The sequence below is a fragment of the Nocardia sp. NPDC050793 genome (assembly GCF_040654065.1).
Lineage (GTDB): Bacteria > Actinomycetota > Actinomycetes > Mycobacteriales > Mycobacteriaceae > Nocardia.
Genome location: NZ_JBFAHG010000005.1, coordinates 485,616 through 508,840 on the forward strand (window position 1 = coordinate 485,616; position 23,225 = coordinate 508,840).

At 67.7% G+C, this 23,225-nt stretch carries 39 protein-coding genes, 1 tRNA gene and 1 pseudogene; 35 read left to right on the forward strand and 6 right to left on the reverse strand.

Features of this window, described 5'->3' with window-relative positions; all coding sequences use genetic code 11:
- Window positions 1-33 precede the first annotated feature (33 nt).
- Window positions 34-1,281: a serine hydrolase domain-containing protein gene (locus AB0H50_RS20270; protein ID WP_357454623.1), complete on the forward strand. Its 1,248-nt coding sequence runs from the start codon at window positions 34-36 to the stop codon at window positions 1,279-1,281.
- A 9-nt stretch (window positions 1,282-1,290) separates the two neighbouring features.
- Here AB0H50_RS20270 and AB0H50_RS20275 read toward each other — a convergent pair whose 3' ends face one another.
- Window positions 1,291-1,683 (reverse strand): DUF1801 domain-containing protein, encoded by a 393-nt coding sequence (locus AB0H50_RS20275; RefSeq protein ID WP_357454626.1) that lies wholly within the window; start codon window positions 1,681-1,683, stop codon window positions 1,291-1,293.
- 192 nt (window positions 1,684-1,875) lie between these two features.
- Here AB0H50_RS20275 and AB0H50_RS20280 point away from each other — a divergent pair, with 192 nt between their 5' ends.
- From AB0H50_RS20280 to AB0H50_RS20290, 3 genes are read left to right on the forward strand one after another with little or no spacing between them, the layout of a single operon-like run.
- Window positions 1,876-2,244 (forward strand): hypothetical protein, encoded by a 369-nt coding sequence (locus AB0H50_RS20280; RefSeq protein WP_357454628.1) that lies wholly within the window; start codon window positions 1,876-1,878, stop codon window positions 2,242-2,244.
- The gene (locus AB0H50_RS20285) at window positions 2,241-2,825 is read left to right on the forward strand and encodes a hypothetical protein (protein ID WP_357454631.1); all 585 of its coding nucleotides are present in this window, start codon (window positions 2,241-2,243) and stop codon (window positions 2,823-2,825) included. The genes AB0H50_RS20280 and AB0H50_RS20285 overlap by 4 nt, the downstream gene beginning before the upstream one ends.
- Window positions 2,822-3,541, forward strand: a complete 720-nt coding sequence (locus AB0H50_RS20290; RefSeq protein ID WP_357454634.1) for an ESX secretion-associated protein EspG — start codon at window positions 2,822-2,824, stop codon at window positions 3,539-3,541. The genes AB0H50_RS20285 and AB0H50_RS20290 overlap by 4 nt, the downstream gene beginning before the upstream one ends.
- A gap of 25 nt (window positions 3,542-3,566) precedes the next feature.
- Here AB0H50_RS20290 and AB0H50_RS20295 read toward each other — a convergent pair whose 3' ends face one another.
- A complete protein-coding gene (locus AB0H50_RS20295) occupies window positions 3,567-3,701 on the reverse strand; it encodes a hypothetical protein (RefSeq protein ID WP_357454637.1) in 135 nt (44 codons plus the stop codon).
- A 280-nt stretch (window positions 3,702-3,981) separates the two neighbouring features.
- On the opposite strand from AB0H50_RS20295, the gene AB0H50_RS20300 reads away from it, so the two are divergent.
- Window positions 3,982-4,470, forward strand: coding sequence for an FBP domain-containing protein (locus AB0H50_RS20300; protein WP_357454640.1), 489 nt, complete (start codon window positions 3,982-3,984; stop codon window positions 4,468-4,470).
- 222 nt (window positions 4,471-4,692) lie between these two features.
- Here AB0H50_RS20300 and AB0H50_RS20305 read toward each other — a convergent pair.
- Window positions 4,693-4,769 (reverse strand) — tRNA-Pro (locus tag AB0H50_RS20305).
- Between the two features lie 294 nt (window positions 4,770-5,063).
- On the opposite strand from AB0H50_RS20305, the gene AB0H50_RS20310 reads away from it, so the two are divergent.
- A complete protein-coding gene (locus AB0H50_RS20310) occupies window positions 5,064-6,377 on the forward strand; it encodes a hypothetical protein (protein WP_357454642.1) in 1,314 nt (437 codons plus the stop codon).
- Here the strand turns inward: AB0H50_RS20310 and AB0H50_RS20315 are convergent.
- From AB0H50_RS20315 to AB0H50_RS20325, 3 genes are all read right to left on the reverse strand, one after another.
- On the reverse strand, window positions 6,374-7,117 hold the full coding sequence (locus tag AB0H50_RS20315) for a hypothetical protein (protein ID WP_357454645.1): 744 nt from the start codon (window positions 7,115-7,117) through the stop codon (window positions 6,374-6,376). The two genes, AB0H50_RS20310 and AB0H50_RS20315, sit on opposite strands and share 4 nt — an antisense overlap.
- A 56-nt stretch (window positions 7,118-7,173) precedes the next feature.
- Window positions 7,174-7,476, reverse strand: a complete 303-nt coding sequence (locus AB0H50_RS20320) for a helix-turn-helix transcriptional regulator (RefSeq protein ID WP_357454648.1) — start codon at window positions 7,474-7,476, stop codon at window positions 7,174-7,176.
- 393 nt (window positions 7,477-7,869) lie between these two features.
- The gene (locus AB0H50_RS20325) at window positions 7,870-8,142 is read right to left on the reverse strand and encodes a helix-turn-helix transcriptional regulator (RefSeq protein WP_357454650.1); all 273 of its coding nucleotides are present in this window, start codon (window positions 8,140-8,142) and stop codon (window positions 7,870-7,872) included.
- 130 nt (window positions 8,143-8,272) lie between these two features.
- Here AB0H50_RS20325 and AB0H50_RS20330 point away from each other — a divergent pair, with 130 nt between their 5' ends.
- The 29 genes and pseudogenes from AB0H50_RS20330 to AB0H50_RS20470 all read left to right on the forward strand — a co-directional run bounded on the left by AB0H50_RS20330 (window position 8,273) and on the right by AB0H50_RS20470 (window position 23,142).
- Window positions 8,273-8,500 carry a helix-turn-helix transcriptional regulator gene (locus AB0H50_RS20330; protein ID WP_357454653.1) on the forward strand — a complete coding sequence of 76 codons (228 nt, stop codon included), beginning with the start codon at window positions 8,273-8,275 and terminating at the stop codon, window positions 8,498-8,500.
- Window positions 8,497-8,793, forward strand: coding sequence for a hypothetical protein (locus AB0H50_RS20335; RefSeq protein WP_357454656.1), 297 nt, complete (start codon window positions 8,497-8,499; stop codon window positions 8,791-8,793). The genes AB0H50_RS20330 and AB0H50_RS20335 overlap by 4 nt, the downstream gene beginning before the upstream one ends.
- The gene (locus AB0H50_RS20340) at window positions 8,790-9,002 is read left to right on the forward strand and encodes a hypothetical protein (protein ID WP_357454659.1); all 213 of its coding nucleotides are present in this window, start codon (window positions 8,790-8,792) and stop codon (window positions 9,000-9,002) included. The genes AB0H50_RS20335 and AB0H50_RS20340 overlap by 4 nt, the downstream gene beginning before the upstream one ends.
- Before the next feature lie 178 nt (window positions 9,003-9,180).
- The gene (locus AB0H50_RS20345) at window positions 9,181-9,312 is read left to right on the forward strand and encodes a hypothetical protein (protein ID WP_357454662.1); all 132 of its coding nucleotides are present in this window, start codon (window positions 9,181-9,183) and stop codon (window positions 9,310-9,312) included.
- A complete protein-coding gene (locus AB0H50_RS20350; RefSeq protein WP_357454665.1) occupies window positions 9,309-9,569 on the forward strand; it encodes a hypothetical protein in 261 nt (86 codons plus the stop codon). The genes AB0H50_RS20345 and AB0H50_RS20350 overlap by 4 nt, the downstream gene beginning before the upstream one ends.
- A 113-nt stretch (window positions 9,570-9,682) precedes the next feature.
- The gene (locus AB0H50_RS20355) at window positions 9,683-10,057 is read left to right on the forward strand and encodes a hypothetical protein (RefSeq protein ID WP_357454668.1); all 375 of its coding nucleotides are present in this window, start codon (window positions 9,683-9,685) and stop codon (window positions 10,055-10,057) included.
- A complete protein-coding gene (locus AB0H50_RS20360) occupies window positions 10,054-10,233 on the forward strand; it encodes a hypothetical protein (protein ID WP_357454671.1) in 180 nt (59 codons plus the stop codon). The genes AB0H50_RS20355 and AB0H50_RS20360 overlap by 4 nt, the downstream gene beginning before the upstream one ends.
- Entirely contained in the window at window positions 10,230-10,604 is a 375-nt protein-coding gene (locus AB0H50_RS20365; protein ID WP_357454674.1) for a hypothetical protein, read from the forward strand. The genes AB0H50_RS20360 and AB0H50_RS20365 overlap by 4 nt, the downstream gene beginning before the upstream one ends.
- Window positions 10,604-10,876 (forward strand): hypothetical protein, encoded by a 273-nt coding sequence (locus tag AB0H50_RS20370; RefSeq protein WP_357454677.1) that lies wholly within the window; start codon window positions 10,604-10,606, stop codon window positions 10,874-10,876. Before AB0H50_RS20365 ends, AB0H50_RS20370 begins: the two co-directional genes overlap by 1 nt.
- Window positions 10,876-11,136, forward strand: a complete 261-nt coding sequence (locus tag AB0H50_RS20375; RefSeq protein WP_357454680.1) for a hypothetical protein — start codon at window positions 10,876-10,878, stop codon at window positions 11,134-11,136. The genes AB0H50_RS20370 and AB0H50_RS20375 overlap by 1 nt, the downstream gene beginning before the upstream one ends.
- Complete coding sequence (locus tag AB0H50_RS20380) at window positions 11,133-11,963, forward strand: PD-(D/E)XK nuclease-like domain-containing protein (protein ID WP_357454683.1); 831 nt, start codon at window positions 11,133-11,135, stop codon at window positions 11,961-11,963. Before AB0H50_RS20375 ends, AB0H50_RS20380 begins: the two co-directional genes overlap by 4 nt.
- Window positions 11,960-13,207, forward strand: a complete 1,248-nt coding sequence (locus AB0H50_RS20385; RefSeq protein ID WP_357454686.1) for a hypothetical protein — start codon at window positions 11,960-11,962, stop codon at window positions 13,205-13,207. The genes AB0H50_RS20380 and AB0H50_RS20385 overlap by 4 nt, the downstream gene beginning before the upstream one ends.
- Before the next feature lie 122 nt (window positions 13,208-13,329).
- On the forward strand, window positions 13,330-13,683 hold the full coding sequence (locus AB0H50_RS20390) for a hypothetical protein (protein ID WP_357454689.1): 354 nt from the start codon (window positions 13,330-13,332) through the stop codon (window positions 13,681-13,683).
- A 737-nt stretch (window positions 13,684-14,420) separates the two neighbouring features.
- Window positions 14,421-14,693: pseudogene (locus AB0H50_RS20395) on the forward strand (DNA translocase FtsK); the annotation flags it as partial.
- Window positions 14,690-14,926, forward strand: coding sequence for a hypothetical protein (locus AB0H50_RS20400; protein ID WP_357454692.1), 237 nt, complete (start codon window positions 14,690-14,692; stop codon window positions 14,924-14,926). The pseudogene AB0H50_RS20395 and the gene AB0H50_RS20400, both read left to right, overlap by 4 nt.
- Window positions 14,923-15,885, forward strand: coding sequence for a phage Gp37/Gp68 family protein (locus AB0H50_RS20405; protein WP_357454695.1), 963 nt, complete (start codon window positions 14,923-14,925; stop codon window positions 15,883-15,885). Before AB0H50_RS20400 ends, AB0H50_RS20405 begins: the two co-directional genes overlap by 4 nt.
- Window positions 15,886-16,242, forward strand: a complete 357-nt coding sequence (locus AB0H50_RS20410; RefSeq protein WP_357454698.1) for a hypothetical protein — start codon at window positions 15,886-15,888, stop codon at window positions 16,240-16,242.
- Window positions 16,243-17,472 carry a hypothetical protein gene (locus AB0H50_RS20415; RefSeq protein WP_357454701.1) on the forward strand — a complete coding sequence of 410 codons (1,230 nt, stop codon included), beginning with the start codon at window positions 16,243-16,245 and terminating at the stop codon, window positions 17,470-17,472.
- Window positions 17,465-17,857, forward strand: a complete 393-nt coding sequence (locus tag AB0H50_RS20420; protein ID WP_357454704.1) for a hypothetical protein — start codon at window positions 17,465-17,467, stop codon at window positions 17,855-17,857. The genes AB0H50_RS20415 and AB0H50_RS20420 overlap by 8 nt, the downstream gene beginning before the upstream one ends.
- Window positions 17,850-18,434, forward strand: a complete 585-nt coding sequence (locus AB0H50_RS20425) for a hypothetical protein (protein ID WP_357454706.1) — start codon at window positions 17,850-17,852, stop codon at window positions 18,432-18,434. Before AB0H50_RS20420 ends, AB0H50_RS20425 begins: the two co-directional genes overlap by 8 nt.
- Window positions 18,427-18,675, forward strand: a complete 249-nt coding sequence (locus AB0H50_RS20430) for a hypothetical protein (RefSeq protein ID WP_357454709.1) — start codon at window positions 18,427-18,429, stop codon at window positions 18,673-18,675. The genes AB0H50_RS20425 and AB0H50_RS20430 overlap by 8 nt, the downstream gene beginning before the upstream one ends.
- Window positions 18,662-18,877, forward strand: a complete 216-nt coding sequence (locus AB0H50_RS20435; protein ID WP_357454712.1) for a hypothetical protein — start codon at window positions 18,662-18,664, stop codon at window positions 18,875-18,877. The genes AB0H50_RS20430 and AB0H50_RS20435 overlap by 14 nt, the downstream gene beginning before the upstream one ends.
- A complete protein-coding gene (locus AB0H50_RS20440) occupies window positions 18,874-19,107 on the forward strand; it encodes a hypothetical protein (RefSeq protein WP_357454715.1) in 234 nt (77 codons plus the stop codon). Before AB0H50_RS20435 ends, AB0H50_RS20440 begins: the two co-directional genes overlap by 4 nt.
- 359 nt (window positions 19,108-19,466) lie before the next feature.
- Entirely contained in the window at window positions 19,467-19,736 is a 270-nt protein-coding gene (locus tag AB0H50_RS20445) for a hypothetical protein (RefSeq protein ID WP_357454718.1), read from the forward strand.
- A 3-nt stretch (window positions 19,737-19,739) separates the two neighbouring features.
- The gene (locus tag AB0H50_RS20450; protein WP_357454721.1) at window positions 19,740-19,952 is read left to right on the forward strand and encodes a hypothetical protein; all 213 of its coding nucleotides are present in this window, start codon (window positions 19,740-19,742) and stop codon (window positions 19,950-19,952) included.
- Complete coding sequence (locus AB0H50_RS20455) at window positions 19,949-20,908, forward strand: hypothetical protein (RefSeq protein ID WP_357454724.1); 960 nt, start codon at window positions 19,949-19,951, stop codon at window positions 20,906-20,908. Before AB0H50_RS20450 ends, AB0H50_RS20455 begins: the two co-directional genes overlap by 4 nt.
- A 310-nt stretch (window positions 20,909-21,218) precedes the next feature.
- Complete coding sequence (locus AB0H50_RS20460; protein WP_357454727.1) at window positions 21,219-21,986, forward strand: hypothetical protein; 768 nt, start codon at window positions 21,219-21,221, stop codon at window positions 21,984-21,986.
- A 33-nt stretch (window positions 21,987-22,019) separates the two neighbouring features.
- Entirely contained in the window at window positions 22,020-22,814 is a 795-nt protein-coding gene (locus AB0H50_RS20465) for a hypothetical protein (protein ID WP_357454730.1), read from the forward strand.
- A 160-nt stretch (window positions 22,815-22,974) separates the two neighbouring features.
- A complete protein-coding gene (locus AB0H50_RS20470) occupies window positions 22,975-23,142 on the forward strand; it encodes a DUF6374 family protein (protein WP_357454733.1) in 168 nt (55 codons plus the stop codon).
- Window positions 23,143-23,225: the final 83 nt, after the last annotated feature.

Genomic DNA, 23,225 nt, shown 5'->3' on the forward strand with positions numbered 1-23,225 from the left:
CCGCGTGCAGCCGACAGACAAAGGAGTCTGACCATGCCTGCTGCCAGCACAGACGGCGCGGAGTACGAGGCCGCCGACGCACGGACGATGCTGATCGATGACCGGTTCACCGGGCTGGCCGCGAAGTTCTTCGGCATGTTCCGCCGCAGGAGCCAGGGCGGCGGCGCGCTTGCGGTCTACCTGGACGGCGAGCCGGTGCTCGACGTGTGGGCGGGCTGGGCGGACCGCGACCGACGCTGGCGAGCCGACTCCATGGCGCTGTCGTACTCGACCAGCAAGGGCGTGGCGGCCACCGTCGCCCATCGGCTCGTCGACCGAGGACTGCTCGACCTGGACTCCCCGGTGGCCGACTACTGGCGCGATTTCGCGTCCAACGGCAAGGCCGACATCACGCTGCGCGACGTGCTGAACCATCGCTCGGGCCTACAACGCATCCGTGGCCTGCTGCCCGATCCTCACGACCTGCTGAACCACGACGCGGTCGCGGCCGCGATGGCGGCTTCCGCGCCGGACCCGTTGCGGCTGCGCGCATCCGGGTATCACGCCATCACCTTCGGCACCCTGGTGGCCGAGATCGCTCAGCGCGCGACGGGGCGCGACTTCACCGACCTGGTCCGGTCGGAACTCGCCGGACCGCTGGGCGAGCGCGACTTCTTCTTCGGCGTCCCCGAACACGAGCGGCCCAGGGTGGCCAAGCTCTCGCCGCGACTCGGCGTCGGCAGGGTCCCGCTCGATCGCCTGATCGCACCGCTCGCGCCGCTGCAACTGGTGTATGCCGCGCGCGGCGCGGTCTACGACGGCTGGGCCGACATGTCGCTCGGCACCCGCCCCTACGACGCGATGATGCCCGGCTGGAACGGCGTGTTCACCGCCCGCGCGCTGGCCAAGATGTACGGCGCGATCGCCAACGACGGCATGGTGGACGGCCGCAGGCTGCTGCGCGCCGAGACGACCCGCCGCCTCGCGGAGATGCCGCCGAACAGCCGCTACGACTACGTGCTCGGCGCGCCGCCGCACTTCGCGCTCGGCTACCACCGCGCCATAGTCGGCCCGCGCCTCACCCGAAGGGCATTGGGCCACTTCGGGATCGGCGGATCCGGTGGCATCGCGTTCCCCGGGCTCGGTCTCTCCGTCGCTTTCGTCACCAATCACCTCGGCAACCACGCCATGTCGGTCGGCGATGCCCGCCTGCCGATGCTGGCCGCCCGTGCCGAGCGCATCGCCCGCACCGCCCGCGGCCGAGACTCTGTTCCGGAAAAGCCGAAGGCTGCGGCAAGCTGACCGGAAGGGTCAGCGGCCCTTCAGTTTTCGCCACCCGCCCGCGCGATTGTCGGCGATGATCCGGCGGAACATGGCCGACAGCGCGCGGGCGTTCACGGTCTCGCCCTCGCGGATGGCGACCGTTCGCGCGGTCTTGTTGTCGTGCCCGCCGGTGATGATGCCCTCCGGATCGGGGACGATGCCCCCGTCGTAGAGGAACACGTTGACGTGGGTTTTCGCGGCGAGCAGCGCGCAGATATTGCCGTCGAGCACGAAGTACGGCTGGACCCTGCGCTTGACGGTCTCCGTGACCTCCGGGTCCGCGGCGTGCACCAGATCGCGGACTTCGCGGCAGATCGTCCGCTGCCAGTCGGGTAGGGCGTCGATGTAGGCATCGACACGCGGGTCGGCTACATAGGACATGTGCCGATCCTGGCACAGATACCGGCCCGCCGACAGGTCCGCGGCGCACGGATGACCCGGCACAGCGCCTCGCCGACGGTGTTGTGCGATCGACGAAATCGAGCACCATTCGACGCAGCGGCACGGCCGGGCGCTGATAGGCTGCTGTGCTCACGACCGTCGTGCCGAGCGACAACTAGGGGGCCGAATCCAGTGCAACCGGAACAGGCACGGGCCGCCGGACTGTTCGACGCCGCGCTGACCGGCGAACTACGCATGTCGGAGCAGACGGCGCTGCGACTCGCCTCCGCCTGCGACGCGCTCCTGGACGGATTGCGGCAGCTGCGCACGGCCGACCTCGGCGAGGTGAACGGCTTTCCCGAGCTGCCCTCCGGCATCGCGCTCGCTCGCGGGTTCGCCGCCAAGGGAAGGGAATTCGCGGATACGCTGTCCGCGCTCCAGGAGGCGACGCTGCGCTACAAAGCCGGATACCTGGCGGCCGGACAGTTGGTGTCCGAAGCCGACGCCGCCCACCGCGCGGCGCTGGAACTGGCCGCCGACCGCTTGGACGACCGCGCATGAACAGCGCGCCCGACCGCGTCGATGCGGCGGCCGACCCGCCGTACGTCACCGATCGGGAGTCCTTCGACGCCTATACCCATCGGGAGATCTGGGAACTCGTGCACGAGGCGCTGCGCCCCGCCGAACTCGGCCGCGTCGCCGAGGGCTGGCAGGCGAGCGCCGAGGCGCTCGACGAGTTGTTCGCGGCGTTCGCGGCCGCAGTGCGCCGCGAATTCGCGGAATGGCACGGTGAGGCGGCCGCGGCCGCGCGCGAATCGACCGAACAGTTCATCCACGCCGGCGCGGCCGTCCGCGACGTCTGCGCCGAGCTGCACCGGCTGATGGAGGCGAATTCCACGGCCGCGCAGGCGATCCGAGACGCCATCGCGCCGCCGCCCGAACCCTACGCACCGAATCCCGACCCGGTGCTGGAGGCCATCGAGGGCGGCCCGCGCAAGATGGCGCACGATATCGCCGCCGCCGAGGCGCTCGCCGACGCCCAGGACACCCTGACCTTCGGCTACAACTCGACCCTCGTGGCGTCCGGCGACGCCGTGCCCGTCTTCGGCACGCCCGATCCGAGCGGTGAGGCCGCGCGGTGAGGTGGGTCTTCTCGCCCGACGAGTTCACCTACGTGTGGTCGGCGGAGACCGGTCTCGACCGTCGCCCCTACCCCATCAACATGGCCTATCGCGGCACCGTCCGCAGCGAGAACGACTGGGACAAACTCAAACTCGCCGAACGCTTCGGGCGCAACGCCGACCCTGACCTGACCGGCGCGCTCACCCTCTGCGCCCGCGGGGACGTCACCACCATCACGGTCTCCGGCGACCGCTACGCGCCGGACGGGCGTGCCGACGAACCCATCCTCGCTTTCGGCGCCACCCACCTGGTGTGGGGCACCGTGATCGTCGCGGGCGCCTGCGACGTCACCGTGATCGCCTGCCACGCAAAGAATGTCGCGCAGCATTTGGTGGCCGCGATGGGCTCCGCGCCCGCGGGCAGGCTCGCCCCGATGCGGGAACCACGCGAAGCCGTCCTCTACGACGACCCCAACCACTGGCGGCAGCAGTCCGAGGCCGCGCTGCGCGCCGCCGCCCTGCGCCGGACGCTGCACCGGCCGATCGACGCCCGCGGCTTCATCACCGTCACCGTCATGCCGGAAGACCCGATGTCGCCGCCGACCCGCCACCGCACCTGGCTCGACTTCACCGACGATGGACGCTACCTGCTGACCACCAGCACCGATCTCACGCTGGCCCCCGTCACCGAACCCGCGCTCGCCACCCACCTGACGCGGTTGGCCGCAATCCGCTGAGAGCGAGTCGCACGCCGCGTGCGTCTCAGGAGCTGCCGATTCCGAGGTCTTCTCGTGCCTGTGTGAGGAAGGACGTCAGGAAGTCCGTGACCCCGGTTATCATCCGGTCGATCTCGATGATCCGTGGCGGGCCGTCCCGGCGCAGGCCCTCATCGGTCATGCCGCCAGCATCGCAATCGCGTGGGATCAGTTCCGCGCCGGGTCGGCCGATTCGTGCCCGCGGAGGCAGCCGGTCGGAAGAGTGCGATATCAGCGCTGGACGGCTGGATTCCTGCCCGGGGCCGCGACGGAGACGTGAGGCTCGGCCGACGAGCTTGGTCGCCCAACGCTTCAGCCGTGCGTCGCAACCGCGTCGGAAAAATCCGTTGTCCGCGGGCAGCAGGGTCCGTAACGTCACGTCGGTTTGTCCGCCATCGACCGAAAAAGGAGTCGACACTGCCATGAAACCTGTCACCGAACGCGACATCAGGTCGTCGTTCGTCAACTGTTCCAAGGGAGACGCGAAGCGGTTGTCCGTGCCGCGCGACCTCGAGGAGCGGCCATGGGACGATCTCGATTTCCTCGGCTGGGGCGATCCGTCGCTGCCCGGCCGTTGCTACCTGGTGGTTCCTCGGGACGATCAGCTGATCGGCGTCGCCCTGCGCCACGAAACGGGCGGGACCGGCAAGCCGCAGATGTGCGCGATCTGCCTGACCACGCACACCGGCGGCGACGTGGTCCTGATGACCGCGCACAAGGCGGGCGATTCCGGCCGCCGCGGCAACTCGATCGGCACCTACATGTGCGCCGACCTGGCCTGCTCGCTGTATGCGCGCGGTAAGAAGCGCCCCGCCCTCGGCAGCCGCTACCGCGAAGACTTGACGCTCGAGGAGAAGATCGACCGGGTCCGCGAGAACATCGAGGCCTTCCTCACCAGGCTCTACAGCTGACCCGCCCACCACCTATCCGAAAGGAGGTAGATGCTATGCGCCGACACTCAGTACCCCCGCACCCGGCAACGCCCCGAGTACCCCTCTCCCCCAACAGAACTCGGGGCGCCGGGATTCCTCTTCGGTCGAGACGCGCCGACAGCGGACGGACCGCCCCGTCCGGCGAGGAATCCGAGGCTTACGAACCGAACCGAACACGATCGGGTCGGGAAGGTCGAAAGATGGTCGGGGTGACAGGATTTGAACCTGCGACCCTCCGCTCCCAAAGCGGATGCGCTACCAAGCTGCGCTACACCCCGTGGCCTCGCGGTGGCGGGCGCCGCCGACGAGTATGAATCGTTTTTTGAGCGGGTGACGGGAATCGAACCCGCACCATCAGCTTGGAAGGCTGAGGCTCCACTCAAACGAACGTGGATCATTTTGAGTTTTCCCTGCTAGTAGCCGATTTGGCCGTTGGTAGAAACCTGCACAGGACTGTACCATTGGCTACAGTAATTGGCTACACCAGGATTCGCCAAATCCCGGAGACACTCCCCGGCATCCGCGATTCCCAGCTATCACGCAATCCACGATAGACGTTCGAGGTGTCGGCGATGACAACCCCCAAGAAGCAGACCTTCAAGACGCCCGGCAAAAAGCGCAAGCGCCAGTATGGCGAGGGCGCGATCTACCGGCGCAAGGACGGCATGTACGTGGGTACCGTGTCGCTGCCCGCGGGCCCGGACGGGAAGCGCCGGCGCACGCCGCCGGTCTACAGCTTGGACCGCGGCGTCGTCGCCGACGAGCTGGAGAAGGTGAAGGAGAACCTTCGCAACGGCATCATGCCCGTGCCCAAGATGAAGATCCGCGTCGAAGACCGCATCAAGCGCTGGGCCGAGAAGAAGAAGCGGGGGTGGAGTCCGAACCACTACAAGAACGTGCTCGCGACGATCAACTCGCAGATCACGCCGTCCATCGGCGGCGCCGACTTCAAGGCCCTAAACACCGGCCACATCGACTACCTGCTGTCCTGGATGGACGACCAGACCAAGCAGATGAAGATCACCCACCCCGACGGCACCGTCACCATCGAGGATGTGCCGAAGTGGTCGAGCCGCACCAAGCAGATCGCCTACGACCGGGTGCGCGACTGGCTCGACGACGAACTGAAGGAGCGGCCGCGGTACATTCGCGAGAACGTCGCCGCGTTGGTCGAACGCCCGGCGGCGGTGAGCAAGGAGCGCGGCACCCACACCCCAGAGCAGGCCCGCGCGGTACTCGAGACCGCACTGGAGTGGGGCGACCCGCTGGTGACTCTGTGGGCGACGCGCTACCTCACCGCCAAGCGGCAGGGCGAGCTCCTCGGCTTGACCGAGGACCGCGTCGACATCGAGAACATGACTCTCGATATCAGCTGGCAGTTGCAGCAGCTGCCACTCAAGCCGGGCATGAAGAACTCCGACGACCCTAATCGCTTCGAGGCGCCCGAGACCTACGAGATCAAGCCGCTGTACAAGAACCTCGCCCTGGTCAAGCCGAAGACCCGCAAGTCGCACATCATCTCCATGCCGGTCGAGCTGGCGATCATGCTGCTGATCTACCTGGAGAACCGGATCCCGAACGAGTGGGGCCTGCTGTGGGTGACCGACCAGTTCCGGCCGATCCGCCGCGAGTATGAGAACGAGGCATGGGCGGACGCGCAGGCCCGCGCCGAAGTGCCGATCATCCAAGGCCACGGCACGCGGCACACCGCGAATACGCTGATCCCGGTCGACGAGGCGCATCGGATGAAGTTCCTTGGCCAGTCGACCGCGGCGGCCAATCGGCTGTACCTGCACGAGGATCTGCAGAAGCTTCGCGAGGGCCAGAACGCGCTCGCCGGGATGCTGCTGCCGGAGAAGCTCGTGCCTGCGAGCCAGCGGCGTTAGCTACTGCTGGAAGGCGAGAGCTGGCGAGTCGACCGCGACGGCCGAGCGCCCCATAGGCCCGCTATTACCAAGCACACGATGATCGGCCCGCTCGTGCCCGCGGTGAATGCGGCGATGTGGTCGGCCAACATCTCCGGATCCACGAGCAGCAGCACGAGGGTGACTATCGCCGCGGCGCAGCCGTACACGGTCGCCGCGGCCAACGCCAGGAAGGGCAGGCGCCCCGGGCGTTGGTCGAGCAGCGCGGTGATCGCGGCCGCCGCCAGTAGCGCGCACGTCAGGCCGAAGGGCACGGCCGCGATTGCGTTGTAGGCGCGCGTCGTCGCGTCGATCAGCGCGAACTCGTGGTCGACTGCGCGCGTGCGGCTTTCGCCGAGGCGAGAGGTCAGGACGAGGCCGACGGCGGCCGCGCCGAGAGTGATCGACCAGGCCAACGTGCCGCGTGGATGCCGACATTCGCGCCGGTCGGCGTCGCCGGTTGAGTCGAGCGCGCGCAGTGCGAGCCGCCCGTACAGCCAGCACGCGGCGATGACGCCGAGCGACAGCAGCAGGTCCGAGATGTTCTCACCGAGAAGGCCGGCCAGCCGCGGATCGAGCCAGGAGTCGGCAGGAGGGAGCGCGAAAATGTATGCCGCGCCGACGGTCAGCATCGCCAGCGTCATCAATCGCGTTCGCTTGGCCTTCCAGTTCCAGAGCCGCACGACTGCTACAGCCAGGATGGAGAAGACTACGGCGAACACAATTCGCAGCGTATCCGGCGTGTCTGACATGTAGCGCAAAGTTCGCCCGATTGGTTCTAATCGAAACCGATTGCAGCACGGAGCTCGTCAGCTGCACGCTCGGAGCGCGTGCGAATCTGGCCGCTTTCGATGCGCTTTCGAGCGCCTTGGTAGATGTCGTTGAGATCTGTTTCGAGCGCCCGCGCGATCGCCTCCAGCTGTTCCACGGTCATGGACCGGGTACCGGCTTCGAGTCGAATGAGCACGTTCCTGGCGGTGTCGGCCGCTTTGCATACCTGTTCACGTGTGAGGCCTGCGGCTTCCCGACGGGCTCGGATCTCGACTCCGAGCGCCGCGTTCAGCAAACCTCTTCGCGCCACAGAGTTCAGCCTAACCCGCGAGTAGGCAACACGCCTTGGCCAGCGGGAAACGGACCGAAGGCACGAAATACCCATACCGTCAGCAACCTAAACCCCCTAATCGGCAATCCGCAGCTAATCAGACCTTGCGGTACCCCATTTGGGGCACTACGCTCCAGATCAGATGTTCGATTTGCGGGAACTCTATCCATATTATTCGCGTGCACGGCCATCCCGGGGGAGGACCTACTCGCGGCAACCTTCCAGGGGTGAAACGTGGACGGTGCAGCACACCGAAACGGTGCGGCGGAACGGGATCTGCTAGGCGGCCTTCGGGCTGTCGTCGATCGACACGCCATGTCTGTATCGCAATTCATCATCGAAGCGCGCCGTCGCGGCCAAAGCGCCGGCGCGCTACTCGATTCCGACTTCCGCCTCGACAGCGTTGATCAGCTGGCTCGGTTTGATACGTAGGGCGCGGCACAGCTTGTAAAGCTGGTCCATGCCCATCGGCCGTTCGCCACTCTCCAAGCGCACGATCGTGCGCTTGGAGATCCCCGAGGCTTTCGCGAGCTCATCCTGACTGAGCCCCCTCTTACTGCGCAGCCCGCGCAGCTCTGCGCCGAGGGCGATGTCTATTCGCTTCGCCTCGGCGTCACTGCCACTCTCGGCGGCTCCTGTGTCCATACGGTCCATTCTGGAGACCGAATGGGTGCGAAATCAAGTCCAAGGCCGACTGTGGTAGCGACTGGGCGGTTTGCTGAAACGTGCCTATTCGTTCTTGAAAAGTGACCAGACGGGCACTAGTGTGGCCCGCATGGACACTACTAACCGCGCCGTTGCGGCGGCGGTTCGTGACGCCATATGGCGTGCTGGAAAGACTCAATCCGCAGTAGCTGACGAGATCGGCATGAACCGCACCACCTGGCAGCGGCGCATAACCGGGAAGCGGGCGTTTCAGGTCATCGATTTGCTGCGCGTCGCTCGCGTTCTCGGCGCAGACGCGGGCCGCTTCCTCGACACCATCACGGAGAAGGTGTCATGAGCGCCGGACTGATCAACACCGAGGCGCTCGAAGATTTGGTGCGCCAGGTCGCGGGGCGCGCCACCGTCGACCGCGATCTGCTGCGCCAGCTGATCCGCGAGGAGCTGCCCGAGCCCGCGATCTCATTCGACCTCAAGGGCGCAATCGCCTACACCGGCCTCTCGAAGTGGCGGCTGGAAACCCTTGCGCGCGAGGAGAAGATCATCACCCGCAAGGAGGGAGCCAAGACCCTCTACATGCGTGAGAGCCTCGACCGCTACATCCGGTCCCTGCCGACGTGGGGTGAGGCATGAACGCCACCCCTCTCGTCGTGCGCCTCGCCGCTGAGGCCACGGATCTCGCCACCACATCGAGGCTCGTCGCCAAGCTCCAGGACGACACCGAGCGCCTCGAGCAGTTCTCGCACCTCGGCCGGGCCTACAACGACGCGTACAAGCGGGCGCTGTACCAGCTCACCGCGGCGCGCACGCGACTCGAGCAGCTGAAGCGGGGCCGGTCGTGATCGTCACCACCGTGGTCGCCGCCGCCGCCATCCTCGCGTTCCCCGCTGCCCTTGTCGTCACCGCCTGGCGAGGGTGGCGATGACCGGGCAGGGCAGTGGCGTGCTCGCCCTCATCGCTCTCGGAACCGTCGGCGTCGCCGGTCTCGGCGTCGCACTCCCTCTCGCGGAAGGTGCAGCCATGAAATCACGTGTGAAGCAGCCGAATCCGGCACCGGGCGTATTCTTCCCCGTCCTGGCCGTCGCCGCGCTGCTGCTCGGCGTAGCCGGCTGGTTCTGGCTCCTGGTGTGGATGACGGCGGCCGCGGTATGAGCGAGATCGAGGTACCTGCCGCTGTCGCGGCACGGATCGACAGCTACGTCACCGCGCTGGTCGACCTCGCCATGGGCACGCCCACCCAGACTGCCGAAGACTGCATAGCCCCGACCGCGTTCCTCGCTCTCGCCGAGGCATTCGCCGCGGTCGCGATCCAGCTCGGTCAGCGGCAAGAGCAGCTCGACGCTGCCCGAATCGTCCCCGGCGGCGACGGCCGACTTGGGGATCACGAGGCCGGACCGGCGGAGGAATAGCCCGCCGGTCCGGCCTCGCGCCAACCACTCGATCGCCCCACAGCTGCGGTGCCGAACGTCTCGAACACGCTCGGCGCCGCGGCCAACGGGCACCCTACAGGAAAGACAGATCCATGAATCCCTGGAAGTTCCGCCCCGGCGACCGCGTCCGATTGCGCGCCACCGGCGAGATCCTGACCGTCGAGAAGATCGCTGGCTCCCTGGACCGCCCACGCCTCGCGTGCATCGACAACCGCCCGGACTCGGACTGGCGGATCTGCGCACCGGCCGATCTCGAGCTCGTCACCGCCGAGCCTCCCGTAGACGTGGCGGCCGCCGCCGGTCTCGTCGAGCTGGCGCGTGATCTCGAATTCATCGGCGAACGCGACCTGGCCGCCCGGGCCCGCGCGATCATGGCCCAGCTCGGCTACGAGGCCGCCGCCGTCGACCAGCTGCACGCCGACGTCGTTGTCGAGGCAGCGGCCCGGCTCAAGGCGGTGACCCGATGATCCTGACCGGCCATCTCATCCAGTCCGCCTACCTGCTCATCCTCAGCGGCATCGCGGTCAGCATCGCAGTGTCCGGCCGCCGCGACCCGGCCGTGCGTGACTGCACCTCCTGTCACCGCCGCGGCTGCGAGCTGTGCGGCTGGTCCGGCGAGACCGACAGCGAGGTGTCGGCATGATGATCGAGCAGCCGGTCATCCACAAGCGCACATCACGCACCGAGATCCGCAGTGTCACAGCCGCTTTCGCGGCGGAGGACATCGATTGCCCTGTCACCCTCGGTGAGCTGCGCGCCGCCCTAGTCGCCATCGACCTCCCTGACGACGCGGTTGTCGAGATGCAGGTGTGCGGAGTCTGGTACACGCCGGGCCGCATTCGCGCCGAGCAAACGCTGTCGGAAGAGTTCGACCCGTCCGCGCTGGACCCGGTCGACGCCGACGAGGCCGAGGCGGCGGACGAATACGACGACACCCCCGCCCGGCCGGGCTCAGTATCCGACCCTGACGCCGCACGCGACCGCAGCACTGCCGTCGAGATGGGCGCGCTGTGATGGCACAACAGCCCAATCTCGACCAGATCCCCGCGCTCCCCGTCGGCGAGGCTGAGCGCGCCGCAGCTCGGCGGACCGTCGCCGCCAACTGCGTTGGCGCCACCGACGCGCGCCAGCTGCTCGACATGCTCGGCCTGATCGACCGGCCACGCCAGAGCGGATGCCGTAGGTGTGGCGGGCCGCTGCCGCTGGAAGCCCTGTCGCCCAAGTGCGGACTGCGCGGGTGCTGCAGCCGGGCGTGCCGCACCAAGCTGGAGAGAGGTGAGTCCTGATGCCTCGCCACACCGATCACGACGAACTCGCGCGCGAAGCGCTGAGTATCTGCGCCTCGGTGCGCGAGGTCGGCCCGCAGCAGAACTACCAGCACTTGGCCGTGGCATGCGCACGCGACCCGGAACGCATGGCGCAGCTGCTCATGTGCCTCGCCGTGTGGGTCGATTTCGAGGGCCCGACGAGCGTGCTCACCCGGCGCGCCGCCGGGGTTGTCGAGGGCCGCGTGCAGGCGGCGGCACGAGTGGCGGCGACCGCATGAGCGCGCCGACCGAGCCCGGCCTATACGCGGGCGTGCCTGAAGACGTGTACCACGGCGACCGCAACTCGATCTCCTCGACGCAGATCCGGCGCTGGCTCGAGGTGACTCCGCACCGCTGGCGCTACGAACGAGAGCACCCGCGCCAGCCCTCGGACGAAATGATCTGGGGCAGCGCCGTGCACACCATCGTCCTCGGCGTCGGCGCCCAACCGGTGAACACCGGCTACGACAAATGGCAATCGAACGCGGCGAAGGCCGAGGTCGCGCGCATCCGCGCCGAGGGCGGCATCCCGATGAAGCCCAAGGACTTCGACCGCGCGCACGCCGCCGCCGCCAAGGTGCTCGCACACCCGGACGCCGCCGCCGTGCTCGCCTCCGGCGTCCCGGAGCTGTCCGCCTACGCCCGCGACAAGCCTACCGGCGTGATGATGCGGGCCCGCTTCGACTGGCTGCAATGGCTCGACCCGCGCACCGCGCTGGTCGGCGACCTCAAGACCACGAGCAAGCAAGGCCCGGACGAATGGATCTGGTCCGCCGCCGACTTCGGATACCACCAGCAATGGCCCTGGTACGTGGACGTACTTGCTCTGCTCGGCATCGACGTGCCGACATGGCTGTGGCTCGTCGTCTGCTCCGACCCGCCACACGAGGTGTGGGTCGTCGAACTGCCGCAGCCCGCCGCCGATCTCGGCCGCCGCCGCAACCGCCGCGCCCTCGACGGCTACGCCGAGTGCCAGCTCACCGACACCTGGCCGTCACACCCCGGCGGCATCCACCACATCGATCTGCCCGAACGCATCTACCGCCAGGAGGAGTACGCCAGATGACCGCCGAACTCGCCACCATCGACGACAGCCAACTTTTGCCCACGCTGCCCGTCGACCCGTTCGACACGCTCAACCGCTATACCGACATGCTCGCGAAGGCGCTCAAATTCGCGCAGGACATCTGCCGCACGTCGCTGGTTCCGAAGATCTACCAAGGCAAGCCGGGCGATGCCGCAGTCGCGATCCTGCACGGCGGCGAACTCGGCCTGCACCCGTTGCAGGCGTTGCAGAACGTGTTTCCGGTGCACGGGATGCCGTCCATCTACGCCAAGACGATGGTCGCTCTCCTGCGGGCGAAGGGCTACAAGTTCAAGACCGTCGAGGCCGGGCCGGAAACGGTGACGTTCACCGGCTGGTGGCCCGGCGACGATCCCGAGACCAGCACGTGGACGATCGAGCGCGCCCGCCAGGCCGGGTTCATCCCGACGATCGACCCGGCGACCGGCAAATACAAGACCAAGAAGTTCGACGGCCCGAAAGGCCCGTACGAAAAGCTCATCGGCAACGAGAAGTACATCACGCAGCCCGAGGACATGCTGTGGGCGAAGGCCGCGACCACCGTCTGCAAGCGCCTCGCACCTCATATCCTGCTCGGCCTCGCCGTCGCCGAGGACCAGGAGGACCGCAACGACGATCCCGAGCCGGTGCGCGTCAGCTCCGAGCGCGTCACCGTCGCCGACTTAGCGCCCGTCGACGCCTCAGCGGCCGGCCCGGTCGTGCAGCAGTGGCAACCGCCCGCCGCCGGGGCCGAAACCGAGGCCGAGACCGCCTCCAAAGAGGGCGCAAAACCGGACACATCGCAGGTAGAGGTCTCGGCTAAGGCCTCTCCTGAACCGGCCGTCGAGCTGGCGACGCCCGCCGACCAACGCACCCTGTCGGCCGAGTTGGAACGTCACGGCCACAAGACCCCGGCCGCAAAGCGCAAATGGCTCTCGCTCGACACCGGCCGCGAGATCACCTCCGCGAAGGAACTCACCGTCGACGAAGCGACCGACATCATCGCCCGGCTCAACCAGCGGGAGGCGGGCGACATGCCGATCCTGCGCGCCCAGTGGACGCAGGCCGCGCAGATGCTCGACCAGCTCGGCGCGGACGACGACGAGAAAAAGGTGATGTTCCTGCGAAATTTCTTCGGCCGCAACGACATTGCCGATCCGCTCACCCTCACCGAACGCGAGGGCACCGAAGTCCTCGCCGAACTGAACCAGCTGATCGTCGACGAGGCGAAGGGGGCCGACCAGTGAGCTGCCCACGTGGATGCCCCGAAGGCGAGTGCTACTGCGCCGAACCGACCTACGCCGACTTCCTCACTTGCCGCGACTGCGGCAGTGATGACGGCGCGTGCTACTGCGGGGAGGACTGAGCCGTGACCCCCGAAGAGAAGATCCTCCGCAGCGAGGGCACGCAACCCGAAAACCTGTGGTTCATCGGGTACGAGCATCTCACCGATTCAATGCGTCGCGACACCGACGACACCCCTGCCGAGCGGGCGCAGGCCGCGCAGACTGCCGCGCTGATGTTTGCCTCCGCGCAGGCGCGCGCCCTCGCGCAGATCGCCGACCGCCTGGCCGAGATGGTCGAGCACCAGCGTGCAGCGAACCTGATCGCCGCGTTCACCGGCCGGGCAATCACGAACGACGCCGAGTGGCACGCCGCCCGGGAGCTGGTCAACGACGTCCTCTTCCCGAACCGACCCACACGCGAAGGGGATCGCTCATGACCACTGTCACGGTCGGCACTGCCGACTTCCGTAAGGCGCTCAACGCGGTTCGCGTGCACGCGTCCACCGATAGCGAGATCCCGACCATCCACCGCATCCGGCTCGCGTTCGACCGGCAGAACGTCGTCGTCACCGCGACCGACATGTTCACCGCCGGGCTCGCCATCGCCAGCGTCTGGGAATCTGACAACGAGCCCGGACACTTCCCGGTCACCGTCGACGTCGCGCCCAGCGACGTCAAGAACATCCTCGCCATCTTCACCGCCGGGAAGGAGAAGGGCGACACCCCCGAGTTCGAACTGCGCCTGGAGATCTCGAAGGACCGACTCACCATCACCGACAGCAGCGGCCTGGTCGACGGCCACAGCTTCACCGTGCCGCGGCTGCCCACCGACGGCGGCACCCTGTGCACCATCCCCGGCCTGATCGCCCGCCAGCACGGCAGCGACGCCACACACCTGACGGACATGTCGGTCGGCGGTGAGATGATGGCGCGCTTCAGCGCGGCATCCAACGTCTACGGCGAGGCACTCGACATCGAGACGCACTCGGCCAGCCGGGCCCTGCTGATCCGTTGCGGTGAAAGCTTCCTCGGCCTGATGATGCCGCGCCAGCTGCTCGACGACGATCGCGACAACCGCCGCGAATGGTCCGCCGGATGGGAGCGGCGCCTGCCGAACATCGCCGCCGCCGCCGAGGCCGAACGCGTCCAGCAGCACGCGCGCGTCGACGTGGTCGACCTCGATGCCGACGAGATCGGCGACGACCGCGACGTGTTCCTGCAAGCCGTCGACCTCGTCGTGCGGACACAGTTCGGATCGGTGTCGATGTTGCAGCGCCGGATGCGGATCGGGTTTGCCAAGGCCGCGCGCCTGCTGGATCTGATGGAGCAGGCCGGCATCGTCGGCCCGGCGGACGGGTCGAAGGCGCGCGATGTGCTGGTGCGCGCCGAGGATGCGGACTCGCTGCTGGCAGACCTGCGCGCCGCGGGGACGGAGCAGCAGTCGTGACCGCCGTCGTCAGTCGCGTCGTGACCAGCACCGTCTACGAGTGGGTTGTCCCGGTCCCATACGGGACCGGGGCGGTCGTCGGCGAGGTTCGGGACGCGGTCGCCATGGCCGCCTCGCGGTACGAGGAACTGACCGGCGACTCGAAGGCGACCAGCTACGACGACTGGCTGCTGATCCGCGTCACCGACGAGGAGATCGTGTTCTGGTTCGAGCGTCGGGAGCCCAAGCCATGACGAAGATCGAATGGACCGACGAGACCTGGAACCCCGTCACCGGGTGCGACAAGGTCTCGCCCGGCTGTGACAACTGCTACGCCGAGGGCATCGCGCACCGATTCGCTGGGACACCGCAATTCCCAAACGGGTTCGGTGTCACCTTCCATCCGGAGCGCCTGGACCAGCCGCTGAGGTGGCGCAAGCCGCGTCGGGTGTTCGTCAACTCGATGAGCGACCTGTTCCACGACGCGGTGCCGGACGAGTTCATCGCCAAGGTGTTCGCGATGATGGCCCGCGCCGAGCAGCACACCTTCCAGATCCTCACCAAGCGGCCCGCCCGAATGCGGTCGCTGATGGCCATCGGCGGCCAGAGGCTACTGGAGGCAACGACCGACGAGGAAACGGCGGCCGTGCTGTACGACGCGGTGTGGCCGCTGCCGAACGTCTGGCTGGGCGTCAGCGCGGAAGATCAGCGATGGGCGGACATCCGAGTCCCCACACTGCTCGACACGGATGCCACGGTCAGGTTCATCTCCGCCGAGCCGCTGCTCGGGCCGATCGACCTCACCGCCATCCCCGGCGCCCGACACGACTGGGTGCCGTGCGAGGACATCGACACAGGAGACCGTGGCGGCATCGACTGGGTGATCGTCGGCGGCGAATCCGGTCGAAAAGCGCGGCCGATGCATCCCGACTGGTCGCGCCAGCTGCGCGACCAGTGCACCACCTACGGTGTCGACTTCTTCTTCAAGCAGTGGGGCGAATGGGTGCCCGAGTCCCTGTGGCTCCACGCCGACTCGGCGCCCGCCGCGTTCCTGTCGACGGCCGGAGTCGTCCGGCCGCTGGTCAACGGCAAGCCGACCGAGCCGCCGATGAGCCGGGGGCGGGACATCACGATCCGCCGCGTCGGCAAGAAGGCCGCCGGGCGCGAGCTCGACGGCCAGCTGTGGGACGAGTTCCCAAAGGAGGTGCCCTAGTTGGCGAACCAATCCGACCACCCGTCGCGGCCGATCTTCCGTGGTGACCCGGGCGAGTGGGCCCGCGGGATTCTCGCTTGGGGTGCGCCGCCGGAGCTGGAGCCGGTCACCGCGCGTGCCCGCGCCGTCGCGGTCGCGGTGTTCTATGCGGCCGCCGATTGGAGCCAGATCTTCGGGGCGCCGGTCGAGTTCCAGATCCACGCGTGGGCAGTCATTTTCGACCGGTTCGACTGGCTGACCGTGGATCTCGCCGAGCGTGCGGTCCACGCCCACTTCCGCGAGTCCATCACCGGGCAGATGCTGCCCGCTCACGTAATCCAGGGTGCTGCGGTGCTGAAGCTCGAGGAGGTGCCATAGATGGCGAGCAGGTACGGACGAACCCCGCTGCTGGTGTGGGACGAGGACGACTACACCGACCTGACCCCGGCGGCGCAGCATCTCGATTACGTGATGCGCCATGACCCGACGCTGTCGCCGTGCGGCCGTGTCGACTGGCGGCCAGCGCGTATCGCCGCGAAGGCCCGTGGATGGACCGTCGCGCAGATCGAGGACGCAGCCGCGGAGTTGGAGGCGGCTGGGTTCGCATGCTTCGACGCGGTCACCGAAGAGGCGGTGACACGGCGTCACATCCGCTGGGACGAACCGCTGCGCAATCCGAAGATGGCGATCGCGCTGTGCCGCGCGTACGGCGCGGTGGCGTCCAAACGGCTGCGCGCCGCGGTGGTGACCGAGGTTCGTCTGGCCCGTGAGTTGCATCCCGAGTTCTCGTCGTGGACGTCTCCGCTGTCGGCGGAGCAAGTGACCCGGCTGCTCGGTCTGCCGTCGCTGGAAGACCTCGGGATTACCAACGGGATTGGTAATCGGATCGGGTTTCCGGCGACAGGCGATATCGCCGATGCGGATCGGTTCGGATCACCAATCGGATCGGTAATCGAAGACGACGATTCGAATACCAATCCAGACGACTCGATTACCAACGGTATTGCCAATCGGATTGGTAATCCGATTCGGTCCGGATCCCCAGCCACCATCCACCAGTCACCAGTCACCACTGGGGGTTACGTAACAGGGGAACGTCACCAAGCGCCCGAGCCCGAACGCAACGACCCCCCACCCAATCCGCCCAGCGATCACGACGACCCCGACGGCGAGCCGTCCCCCACCTGCCCGCGCCACCCCGACGGCAACGACACCGGCGAGCCCTGCCGCGGCTGCCGCACGGCTCGGGAGACCGCCGAACACCGCCAAGCCGACCGCGACCGCGCCACAGCAGCCAAGCAGGCCGCCGACCGCGAATCCGCCGCCGAGCTACGCCGTGCCGCCATCGCTGCCTGCCCCCTCGGCTGCGCCGAGACCGGCGGCTACATCGGCACCCGCGTCTGCGACCACGACCCGGGCACCCTCGACCGCGCCCGCCGCGGCTCCGCCGCCGTCCGCGCCGCCCTGGCCGCCAAACGCGGCGAGACCGCCACGCCCACACCCGAACCCGCCGCCGACCCCGAACCGCCGCCGACGGCCACCACAGCCACCGACAGCGGCGCGCCCAGCACGCAACCCGACAAGACCCAGGAACCCGCCAATGCCTGACCAGACCGCCATCCAGACGCCGCTTCAGAAGGCGCTCGCCGAGGCCTGCGCGTTCGCTCTTGCGCACGGCGTCGAGGGCCCGCTCCGCCCGTCCGACTTCGGCATCCAACGCAGCGACGCCGGGGTAACGAACGCCACCTACGTCGACGCCAGCCACGCCGTGACCGCGTTCGTGGACCACCACGGGAACGTGAGATTCGCTGTCGCCGAGCTCTATTGGGTGCACAACGAGTCCGACGAAGACCGCGAGCCGTGCGGCAACTGCGGCGAGTGCGCTAACTGTGGCGAGGTCGAATGCGAATGCGAGCCGTCCTACCGCCCACGCCCGGAGACCGTCGTCTACCTGCCCGGCGACGCACCAGCGGAGGTGAGCGCGCATGTCTGATCAGCCCACCGAACCGTCGGAGTTCATGTCGCTCGACGAGTACCTCGCGGGCACCGGATCCGACGACCGGCTGACCGACGACCAGCTGCGCGAGCTTGTCCAGTTCGCGGCCCCCGACCTCTGCGGACGCCTCGCCGACGAACTGCTCGACGCTCGTGGCGAGATCGCCGCCCTGCGAACCGATCTGGAGGCCAAGCGCTCCGATTTCGACGCCGCCCTCCACCGCCTCAGCCAGGCGCGCGCCCGCATCGCCGAGCTGGAGCCGCAGCAGCCCTACCGCGCGGTGTGGTCGGACGAACTTCCACCCGGCGGGATGGTTTGCAACATCTGCAGGCAACCGGTCGAGACCGAGCCGTGCGCGGAGCACGCACCACCCGGATACGTCGTCGGCTGGCAGGAGTCTGACGGCCGGGTGTACATCGCGCTGGACGAGGCCGAAGCGACATTCGGCGAACCGGACCGATACGCATGCGCCGATCTCGGCGACGCGCGGATGTTCCTCGCGGAAATCGCGCCCGAGGACCCGGACACCACGTTCCACGTCTACGAGCTTCGGGAGGTGAGCACCGGTGGCTGACAACTGGATCGAGCCCCGCGAAGTGATCGAACTCGTCGAGCGGTACGTGAGCGAAGAGCTGGCCGACGCCGAGCGCTACGACAACAGGACCCCGCTCGACCGCTCCGGCGTGTGGTCGCTGCACCAGCTCGCCCGCGACATCTACGCGCACGGCGTCAAGGACGGGACTATGCAGGAACAGATGCGGAACGTGCACGCCAGGGAGCGCGCCGCCGAGGCGGTGCGCGATGGCGCTCGATAGGACCGGCGAGCCCATGGAGCCGCACGAGTGCCCGTACGACTGCCGCGACGGGTGGCTGTCCCCGCCCGACGCTGACGTGATGCGCGCCTGCCCGCAGCATCGGCCGCCGCGCCAGGGCAACGGCATCGATTACGACCCGGCGCGGCTCAGCGACCGGGCCCGCGCCGCGATCGCGCGCGCCGACTGGGAGGACCGCCCGTGAGCGCCCTGCACTCCGCCCGCAGTGTCAAGACGCTCGGCGAGGCACTCGCCTTCGCCGAGACGGCACTCCTGAACTTCTACCCCGACACCGACCAGCGCAGACGCTACGCCGAGGTGATCGCCGAACTACTGGCCGACGTTGAGCGACAGCGCCCCACTGGGTCGGACGGCAAACACGGTGAGCTGCACACCCCCACATGCGGATGCGCCGACAAAGAGGACCGTCGTTGAACACCCCCGAGCCCGCTCGCTGCGAATGCTGGCACCGGCGCAGCTCGCACTGGAACCGGGAGGGGCAGTGCATGCACGTCGGCGCGCTCGGCGGCACATGCAGGTGCACCGCCTATGAGCGCGCCGAACGAGAGGACCGACATGGCTGAAATCACCGGCTGCACATGCGATGTCACGACCGGGTGCGGCGAGTACGACGAGGCCGGGTGCCCGGCTTGCCGCGACAGCGACGTGTACTCGCCGTGCCCGGCATTCGGGTTCATGTGCGGTCTACCCGGCGACCCGCCATGCGACTGCTGCACGCCCGCACAGCAGGAGATGACACGCCGCTACTACGCCCGAGCCCAACAGGAGCACTGATGTGGGATAACCCGTGCCTGCCGGGGCCGATCGACCCTGCGCTGACGCCGTGGGTGAGTCCTGGCCGCGTGAATCTCGCGCCCGACCCGACCGAATCCGAGGCAGCGCTGTGGGCTCACGCGGCCTGCGGCGCCACGCCCGAGTTGCAGTTCCCGCGAAAGCTATGGCCGGACTGGACTGACGTGCTCAATGCCCTGATCGCGATCGAGTGGCGCCGCGCCGGAATGGGCGTGCCCGAGGACCCATTCGCCGACCTCGAGGAGGTTTGACCCATGTCCTGGTGGGATCGACAGCTGACGAGTTCTCCTGCGGTGCAGCAGCGCCTGGTGGACTACGAGGCGACCCTTCACGCCCGTATCCGTGCCGAGCTCAGCACCTGTTACACGCTGCCGCGCAACGCAATTGATCCGGCCCAGTGGCAGCCGCCGCGCCACGGGCCGCGCGAGCGCCTCATGGCCGCTGTCCGCCGATGGATCCGGCTATGAGCGGCCCCGAGTGCCTCCGGTGCGCGCGCCCGAGCGCCGACGGCGCACCGCTGTGCACAACGTGCGGAGGCTCGCTCGTCGACGAGCTGCGCGCCGTGCCCGCGCTACTGGCGGAGGCCGAAGTCACCCGCGCCGGCCTCGCCCACATGACTGCCCACCAAATCGGCGGCCGCAGCGCCGACCCGCAGCTGCCGATCCGGCCCGCGCGCGGCCGCGGCGCCGTCCTCGAAGGCGACCGGGCCCGCGCCCAGCTCGTAAACACCATCACCACGTGGGCGCGATTGATCGCCGAGGAGCTGGGCGTCGAGATCTACATCGGGGGACCGCATCTCGTTGCTCGCACCACCGAGCTCCGCGGTCCACTCACCGCCGACCGGACCGCGGCGGCCCTGCCCGATGCGCCGCCGGACGCGACCGCGCAGGCTGCCGCCTGGCTGGCCGAGCAGCGCCACCAGCTGCGCGCGCATCCCGCCGCGGAGCAGCTACACGACGACGTGCGCGCGGCCGTCGCCGCGCTGCGCCGCTACGTCGACAGGCCGATCGAACGCCGATACCTCGGCGCCTGCCCTGCGGTGCTCGACGACCGCACGGTGTGTCAGTACGAGCTGCGCGCCGAGATCGGCGACGACGGCCGCACCGCGCCCTGGGTGCGCTGCGGCCGGTGCCGAACACAGCACGAGGTCGCGCGGATCGAGGCCGACGCCCGCGCCCTGGCCGAGCAGCAGCTGTACACGCTCGCCGACCTGGTGCGGGTCACCGCGGTGATCGGCGCGGCGATCCCGAAACGGACGCTCTACCACTGGGCGCACGGGGCGCGCCGCCTTGAGCCGCGGGGCTGGCAGCACCTCGATGACGACGGACGCGTGCGCATCACCGATCACCGTCTGGCCGACTGCGACCCGCAGGTTTACCGCCTCGGCGACGCGCTCGAACTCGCCCGCCGGCCCACTAGGTAAGCCCTGGCGGTCAGACGGTTGCGCCGCAGGTCAGACACCGCTTGTCGCCCAGATCCATTCCACCTGCGTATTCCTTTGCCAGAGTGTGTTCTTCGCACGGGGGCCTGCCGGCGGCCTCCCACCGCACACGGATCTCATCGGCCGCTGCGCTCTGAATCTTTCTCACGGCGCCGAGCGTAGCGGTGCCGGCGGATGGTGCACCTGATCACAGTGCGGGATTTCGCCTCTTCCTCGCACGGATCGGCGCTACCGTCACCCTAGTGAGGGGTCGGAAGCTGAGTGTGGGTGGCGACGATTCGGTGGTGGATGCATGAGTTCGACGAGATACCGTGAGCCTGGCATCGAGATTCACAGCTTGGACGCGATCACCGACGAGTACGGCGGAGCTAACGACTCCTGGTGGGGGATGGCGACCGTTCACGTCAAAGCGCAGGATGGGGACGCTCCGTACTTGGTTGCAAACGAGCTCATATGTTGCCGCTTGGCCGCTGCTCTGGGGCTGCCGGTATTGCCTGGGGAAGTCGCGCTTCTTCCCGACGGTCGTAAGTGCTGGGCCACTCCACAGCTTCGCCACGGTGGGAACGCCTTGCCTCCCACTCGACACAGCGAGATCCTTGCGATCTACAGCTCAACCGTGGCAGGGGCCCTCGTGTTCGATTGCTGGGTTCACAACGACGACCGACACGAGGACAACTTCCTGTTCCACCCCAGACTCGGAATGTGGCTCATCGACCACGAGCGCTCGCTGGCCGGCCGTAGCGGCGAGCACTTCTCCGCTACATCCAATCTGGCTCCTCTGCGTTACCACGGATTCAGCACTGCACCGCTTTCCATGGATGATTTGCAGTACTGGATACGGCGAGTCCGCTCGACGCCCGTGGCAGTAATCGAGCTCGCGCTTGAAGAAGCGTACGAACGGGGGCTTCTGGTGCCGAAGCCTCGGGTGAAGACTTTGAGGAGTCTCCTCATAGACCGGCAAGGGAAGATAGAGTCGCTGGTAAGCGCATTGCGAAATAACGAGAAGCCCGCTAGCTCGGGCCCATCCTTGAAGCTGTTCTCAACCGAGGGCAGCCGGTAGTCCGTTGCCCCAAGCGCGAGGAGGTGCTGTCCGTTGGATGCAATGTGGCACCTGATTCAGTTCACACCGGACATGCGCCGGAAGGAACCCCGCAACATCGGCGTTGCGGTAGCAGTAGAAGGGCAATGGGCGATCAAGCTCTACGCGGTCGACTCGCGCGGCCAGATCAACGGGCGAGCGCTTCGCCGCTTCGGCCTCACCAAGGACGGATATAGCGGGTGGGTCGATTACTACACCGACATGATCCTTGAAGGCTCCTGGGAGCAGGTCATCCGCTCGCAACAGCGGCGCCCAACCGAGTTCCGTCTCATCACAGGCGGATACGTGCCCGCCAGCGGCAACGCTCACGAGGTCGCCGAAAACCTCTACGCCGACTTGGTTGCCCGAGAGGAACAACACGGCGAGCCATGGGCGAAACTGCTGCGCCAGCGGGTGGAGAACGCCCTCGCGATGGCCGAGATCCATCCCCAGCCCGACGTCGCGGTCCCGGCAGTATGGGGTGATTCCCAGGATGCAGACGAGCAGGAAACGGTCAAGTTCGATTACCAGTACACCAACGGGCAGCTGCATCTGATGGACAGGCTCCAACTGCATCAAGCATCGGTTGACAACTCCAAGATCATCGCCCGGGAGTTCCACGCGCGCGTCACTGCAGCACGCACCGCTGGTGCCTCTCGGAGCTTCATCGCGTTCTACTCCGGAGAGGCGCTCAATGAGATGAACACCGACTCTATGCTGACGCCGATCTTCAAGGTGGCGGGTATCGTCGATGTTGATCACGCCGATCACGCTGCTGATGAACTGCTTCGATTGATATACAGCCGCTGAGCGCAGCCTTCCGGTCCATCGCTCGTTGACACTTCCCGATAAATGCGAGCGGAACCTCGTAACAGGATGGCCGCGCCGCGCCTGAACCGCCACTACCCAGAGTGCTACTGCTACCGCTCCGTTATCGAAAACATGTTCGACTCGAGGTAGGGTCTCGCGCATGCCCGAGACGACCGCCCGAGACTTCGCAATCCTTTGGCTGGACCAGGTGAAACAGCAGCTCAACGATGCCGCTGCGTTCGGCAAGTCACTCACGCCCGAGCAGCTCGAGCACGCGGCCGGAAAGATCGCCGAGGCTCGCCGGATCCTCGCTCAGATCACCGGTTGATCTTCCTGGTGTACTCTTGCACCAGAAACCGCTACTGACGACGCGACCCCAAGTCGCGGCCGGTGGCGGTTTTTTCATGCCCC

Excerpts from the sequence above, each read along its gene's own strand:
- AB0H50_RS20425 (WP_357454706.1), top strand. The coding sequence starts at position 17,850 with ATGTCTGATCAGCCCACCGAACCGTCGGAGTTCATGTCGCTCGACGAG.
- AB0H50_RS20275 (WP_357454626.1), bottom strand. The coding sequence starts at position 1,683 with ATGTCCTATGTAGCCGACCCGCGTGTCGATGCCTACATCGACGCCCTA.
- AB0H50_RS20350 (WP_357454665.1), top strand. The coding sequence starts at position 9,309 with ATGAGCGAGATCGAGGTACCTGCCGCTGTCGCGGCACGGATCGACAGC.
- AB0H50_RS20345 (WP_357454662.1), top strand. The coding sequence starts at position 9,181 with ATGAAATCACGTGTGAAGCAGCCGAATCCGGCACCGGGCGTATTCTTC.
- AB0H50_RS20285 (WP_357454631.1), top strand. The coding sequence starts at position 2,241 with ATGAACAGCGCGCCCGACCGCGTCGATGCGGCGGCCGACCCGCCGTAC.
- AB0H50_RS20460 (WP_357454727.1), top strand. The coding sequence starts at position 21,219 with ATGAGTTCGACGAGATACCGTGAGCCTGGCATCGAGATTCACAGCTTG.
- AB0H50_RS20365 (WP_357454674.1), top strand. The coding sequence starts at position 10,230 with ATGATGATCGAGCAGCCGGTCATCCACAAGCGCACATCACGCACCGAG.
- AB0H50_RS20330 (WP_357454653.1), top strand. The coding sequence starts at position 8,273 with ATGGACACTACTAACCGCGCCGTTGCGGCGGCGGTTCGTGACGCCATA.
- AB0H50_RS20385 (WP_357454686.1), top strand. The coding sequence starts at position 11,960 with ATGACCGCCGAACTCGCCACCATCGACGACAGCCAACTTTTGCCCACG.
- AB0H50_RS20450 (WP_357454721.1), top strand. The coding sequence starts at position 19,740 with ATGTCCTGGTGGGATCGACAGCTGACGAGTTCTCCTGCGGTGCAGCAG.
- AB0H50_RS20445 (WP_357454718.1), top strand. The coding sequence starts at position 19,467 with ATGTGGGATAACCCGTGCCTGCCGGGGCCGATCGACCCTGCGCTGACG.
- AB0H50_RS20340 (WP_357454659.1), top strand. The coding sequence starts at position 8,790 with ATGAACGCCACCCCTCTCGTCGTGCGCCTCGCCGCTGAGGCCACGGAT.
- AB0H50_RS20300 (WP_357454640.1), top strand. The coding sequence starts at position 3,982 with ATGAAACCTGTCACCGAACGCGACATCAGGTCGTCGTTCGTCAACTGT.
- AB0H50_RS20435 (WP_357454712.1), top strand. The coding sequence starts at position 18,662 with ATGGCGCTCGATAGGACCGGCGAGCCCATGGAGCCGCACGAGTGCCCG.
- AB0H50_RS20325 (WP_357454650.1), bottom strand. The coding sequence starts at position 8,142 with ATGGACACAGGAGCCGCCGAGAGTGGCAGTGACGCCGAGGCGAAGCGA.
- AB0H50_RS20420 (WP_357454704.1), top strand. The coding sequence starts at position 17,465 with ATGCCTGACCAGACCGCCATCCAGACGCCGCTTCAGAAGGCGCTCGCC.
- AB0H50_RS20375 (WP_357454680.1), top strand. The coding sequence starts at position 10,876 with ATGCCTCGCCACACCGATCACGACGAACTCGCGCGCGAAGCGCTGAGT.
- AB0H50_RS20270 (WP_357454623.1), top strand. The coding sequence starts at position 34 with ATGCCTGCTGCCAGCACAGACGGCGCGGAGTACGAGGCCGCCGACGCA.
- AB0H50_RS20455 (WP_357454724.1), top strand. The coding sequence starts at position 19,949 with ATGAGCGGCCCCGAGTGCCTCCGGTGCGCGCGCCCGAGCGCCGACGGC.
- AB0H50_RS20415 (WP_357454701.1), top strand. The coding sequence starts at position 16,243 with ATGGCGAGCAGGTACGGACGAACCCCGCTGCTGGTGTGGGACGAGGAC.
- AB0H50_RS20295 (WP_357454637.1), bottom strand. The coding sequence starts at position 3,701 with ATGACCGATGAGGGCCTGCGCCGGGACGGCCCGCCACGGATCATCGAG.
- AB0H50_RS20370 (WP_357454677.1), top strand. The coding sequence starts at position 10,604 with ATGGCACAACAGCCCAATCTCGACCAGATCCCCGCGCTCCCCGTCGGC.
- AB0H50_RS20380 (WP_357454683.1), top strand. The coding sequence starts at position 11,133 with ATGAGCGCGCCGACCGAGCCCGGCCTATACGCGGGCGTGCCTGAAGAC.
- AB0H50_RS20310 (WP_357454642.1), top strand. The coding sequence starts at position 5,064 with ATGACAACCCCCAAGAAGCAGACCTTCAAGACGCCCGGCAAAAAGCGC.
- AB0H50_RS20470 (WP_357454733.1), top strand. The coding sequence starts at position 22,975 with ATGCCCGAGACGACCGCCCGAGACTTCGCAATCCTTTGGCTGGACCAG.
- AB0H50_RS20335 (WP_357454656.1), top strand. The coding sequence starts at position 8,497 with ATGAGCGCCGGACTGATCAACACCGAGGCGCTCGAAGATTTGGTGCGC.
- AB0H50_RS20360 (WP_357454671.1), top strand. The coding sequence starts at position 10,054 with ATGATCCTGACCGGCCATCTCATCCAGTCCGCCTACCTGCTCATCCTC.
- AB0H50_RS20405 (WP_357454695.1), top strand. The coding sequence starts at position 14,923 with ATGACGAAGATCGAATGGACCGACGAGACCTGGAACCCCGTCACCGGG.
- AB0H50_RS20355 (WP_357454668.1), top strand. The coding sequence starts at position 9,683 with ATGAATCCCTGGAAGTTCCGCCCCGGCGACCGCGTCCGATTGCGCGCC.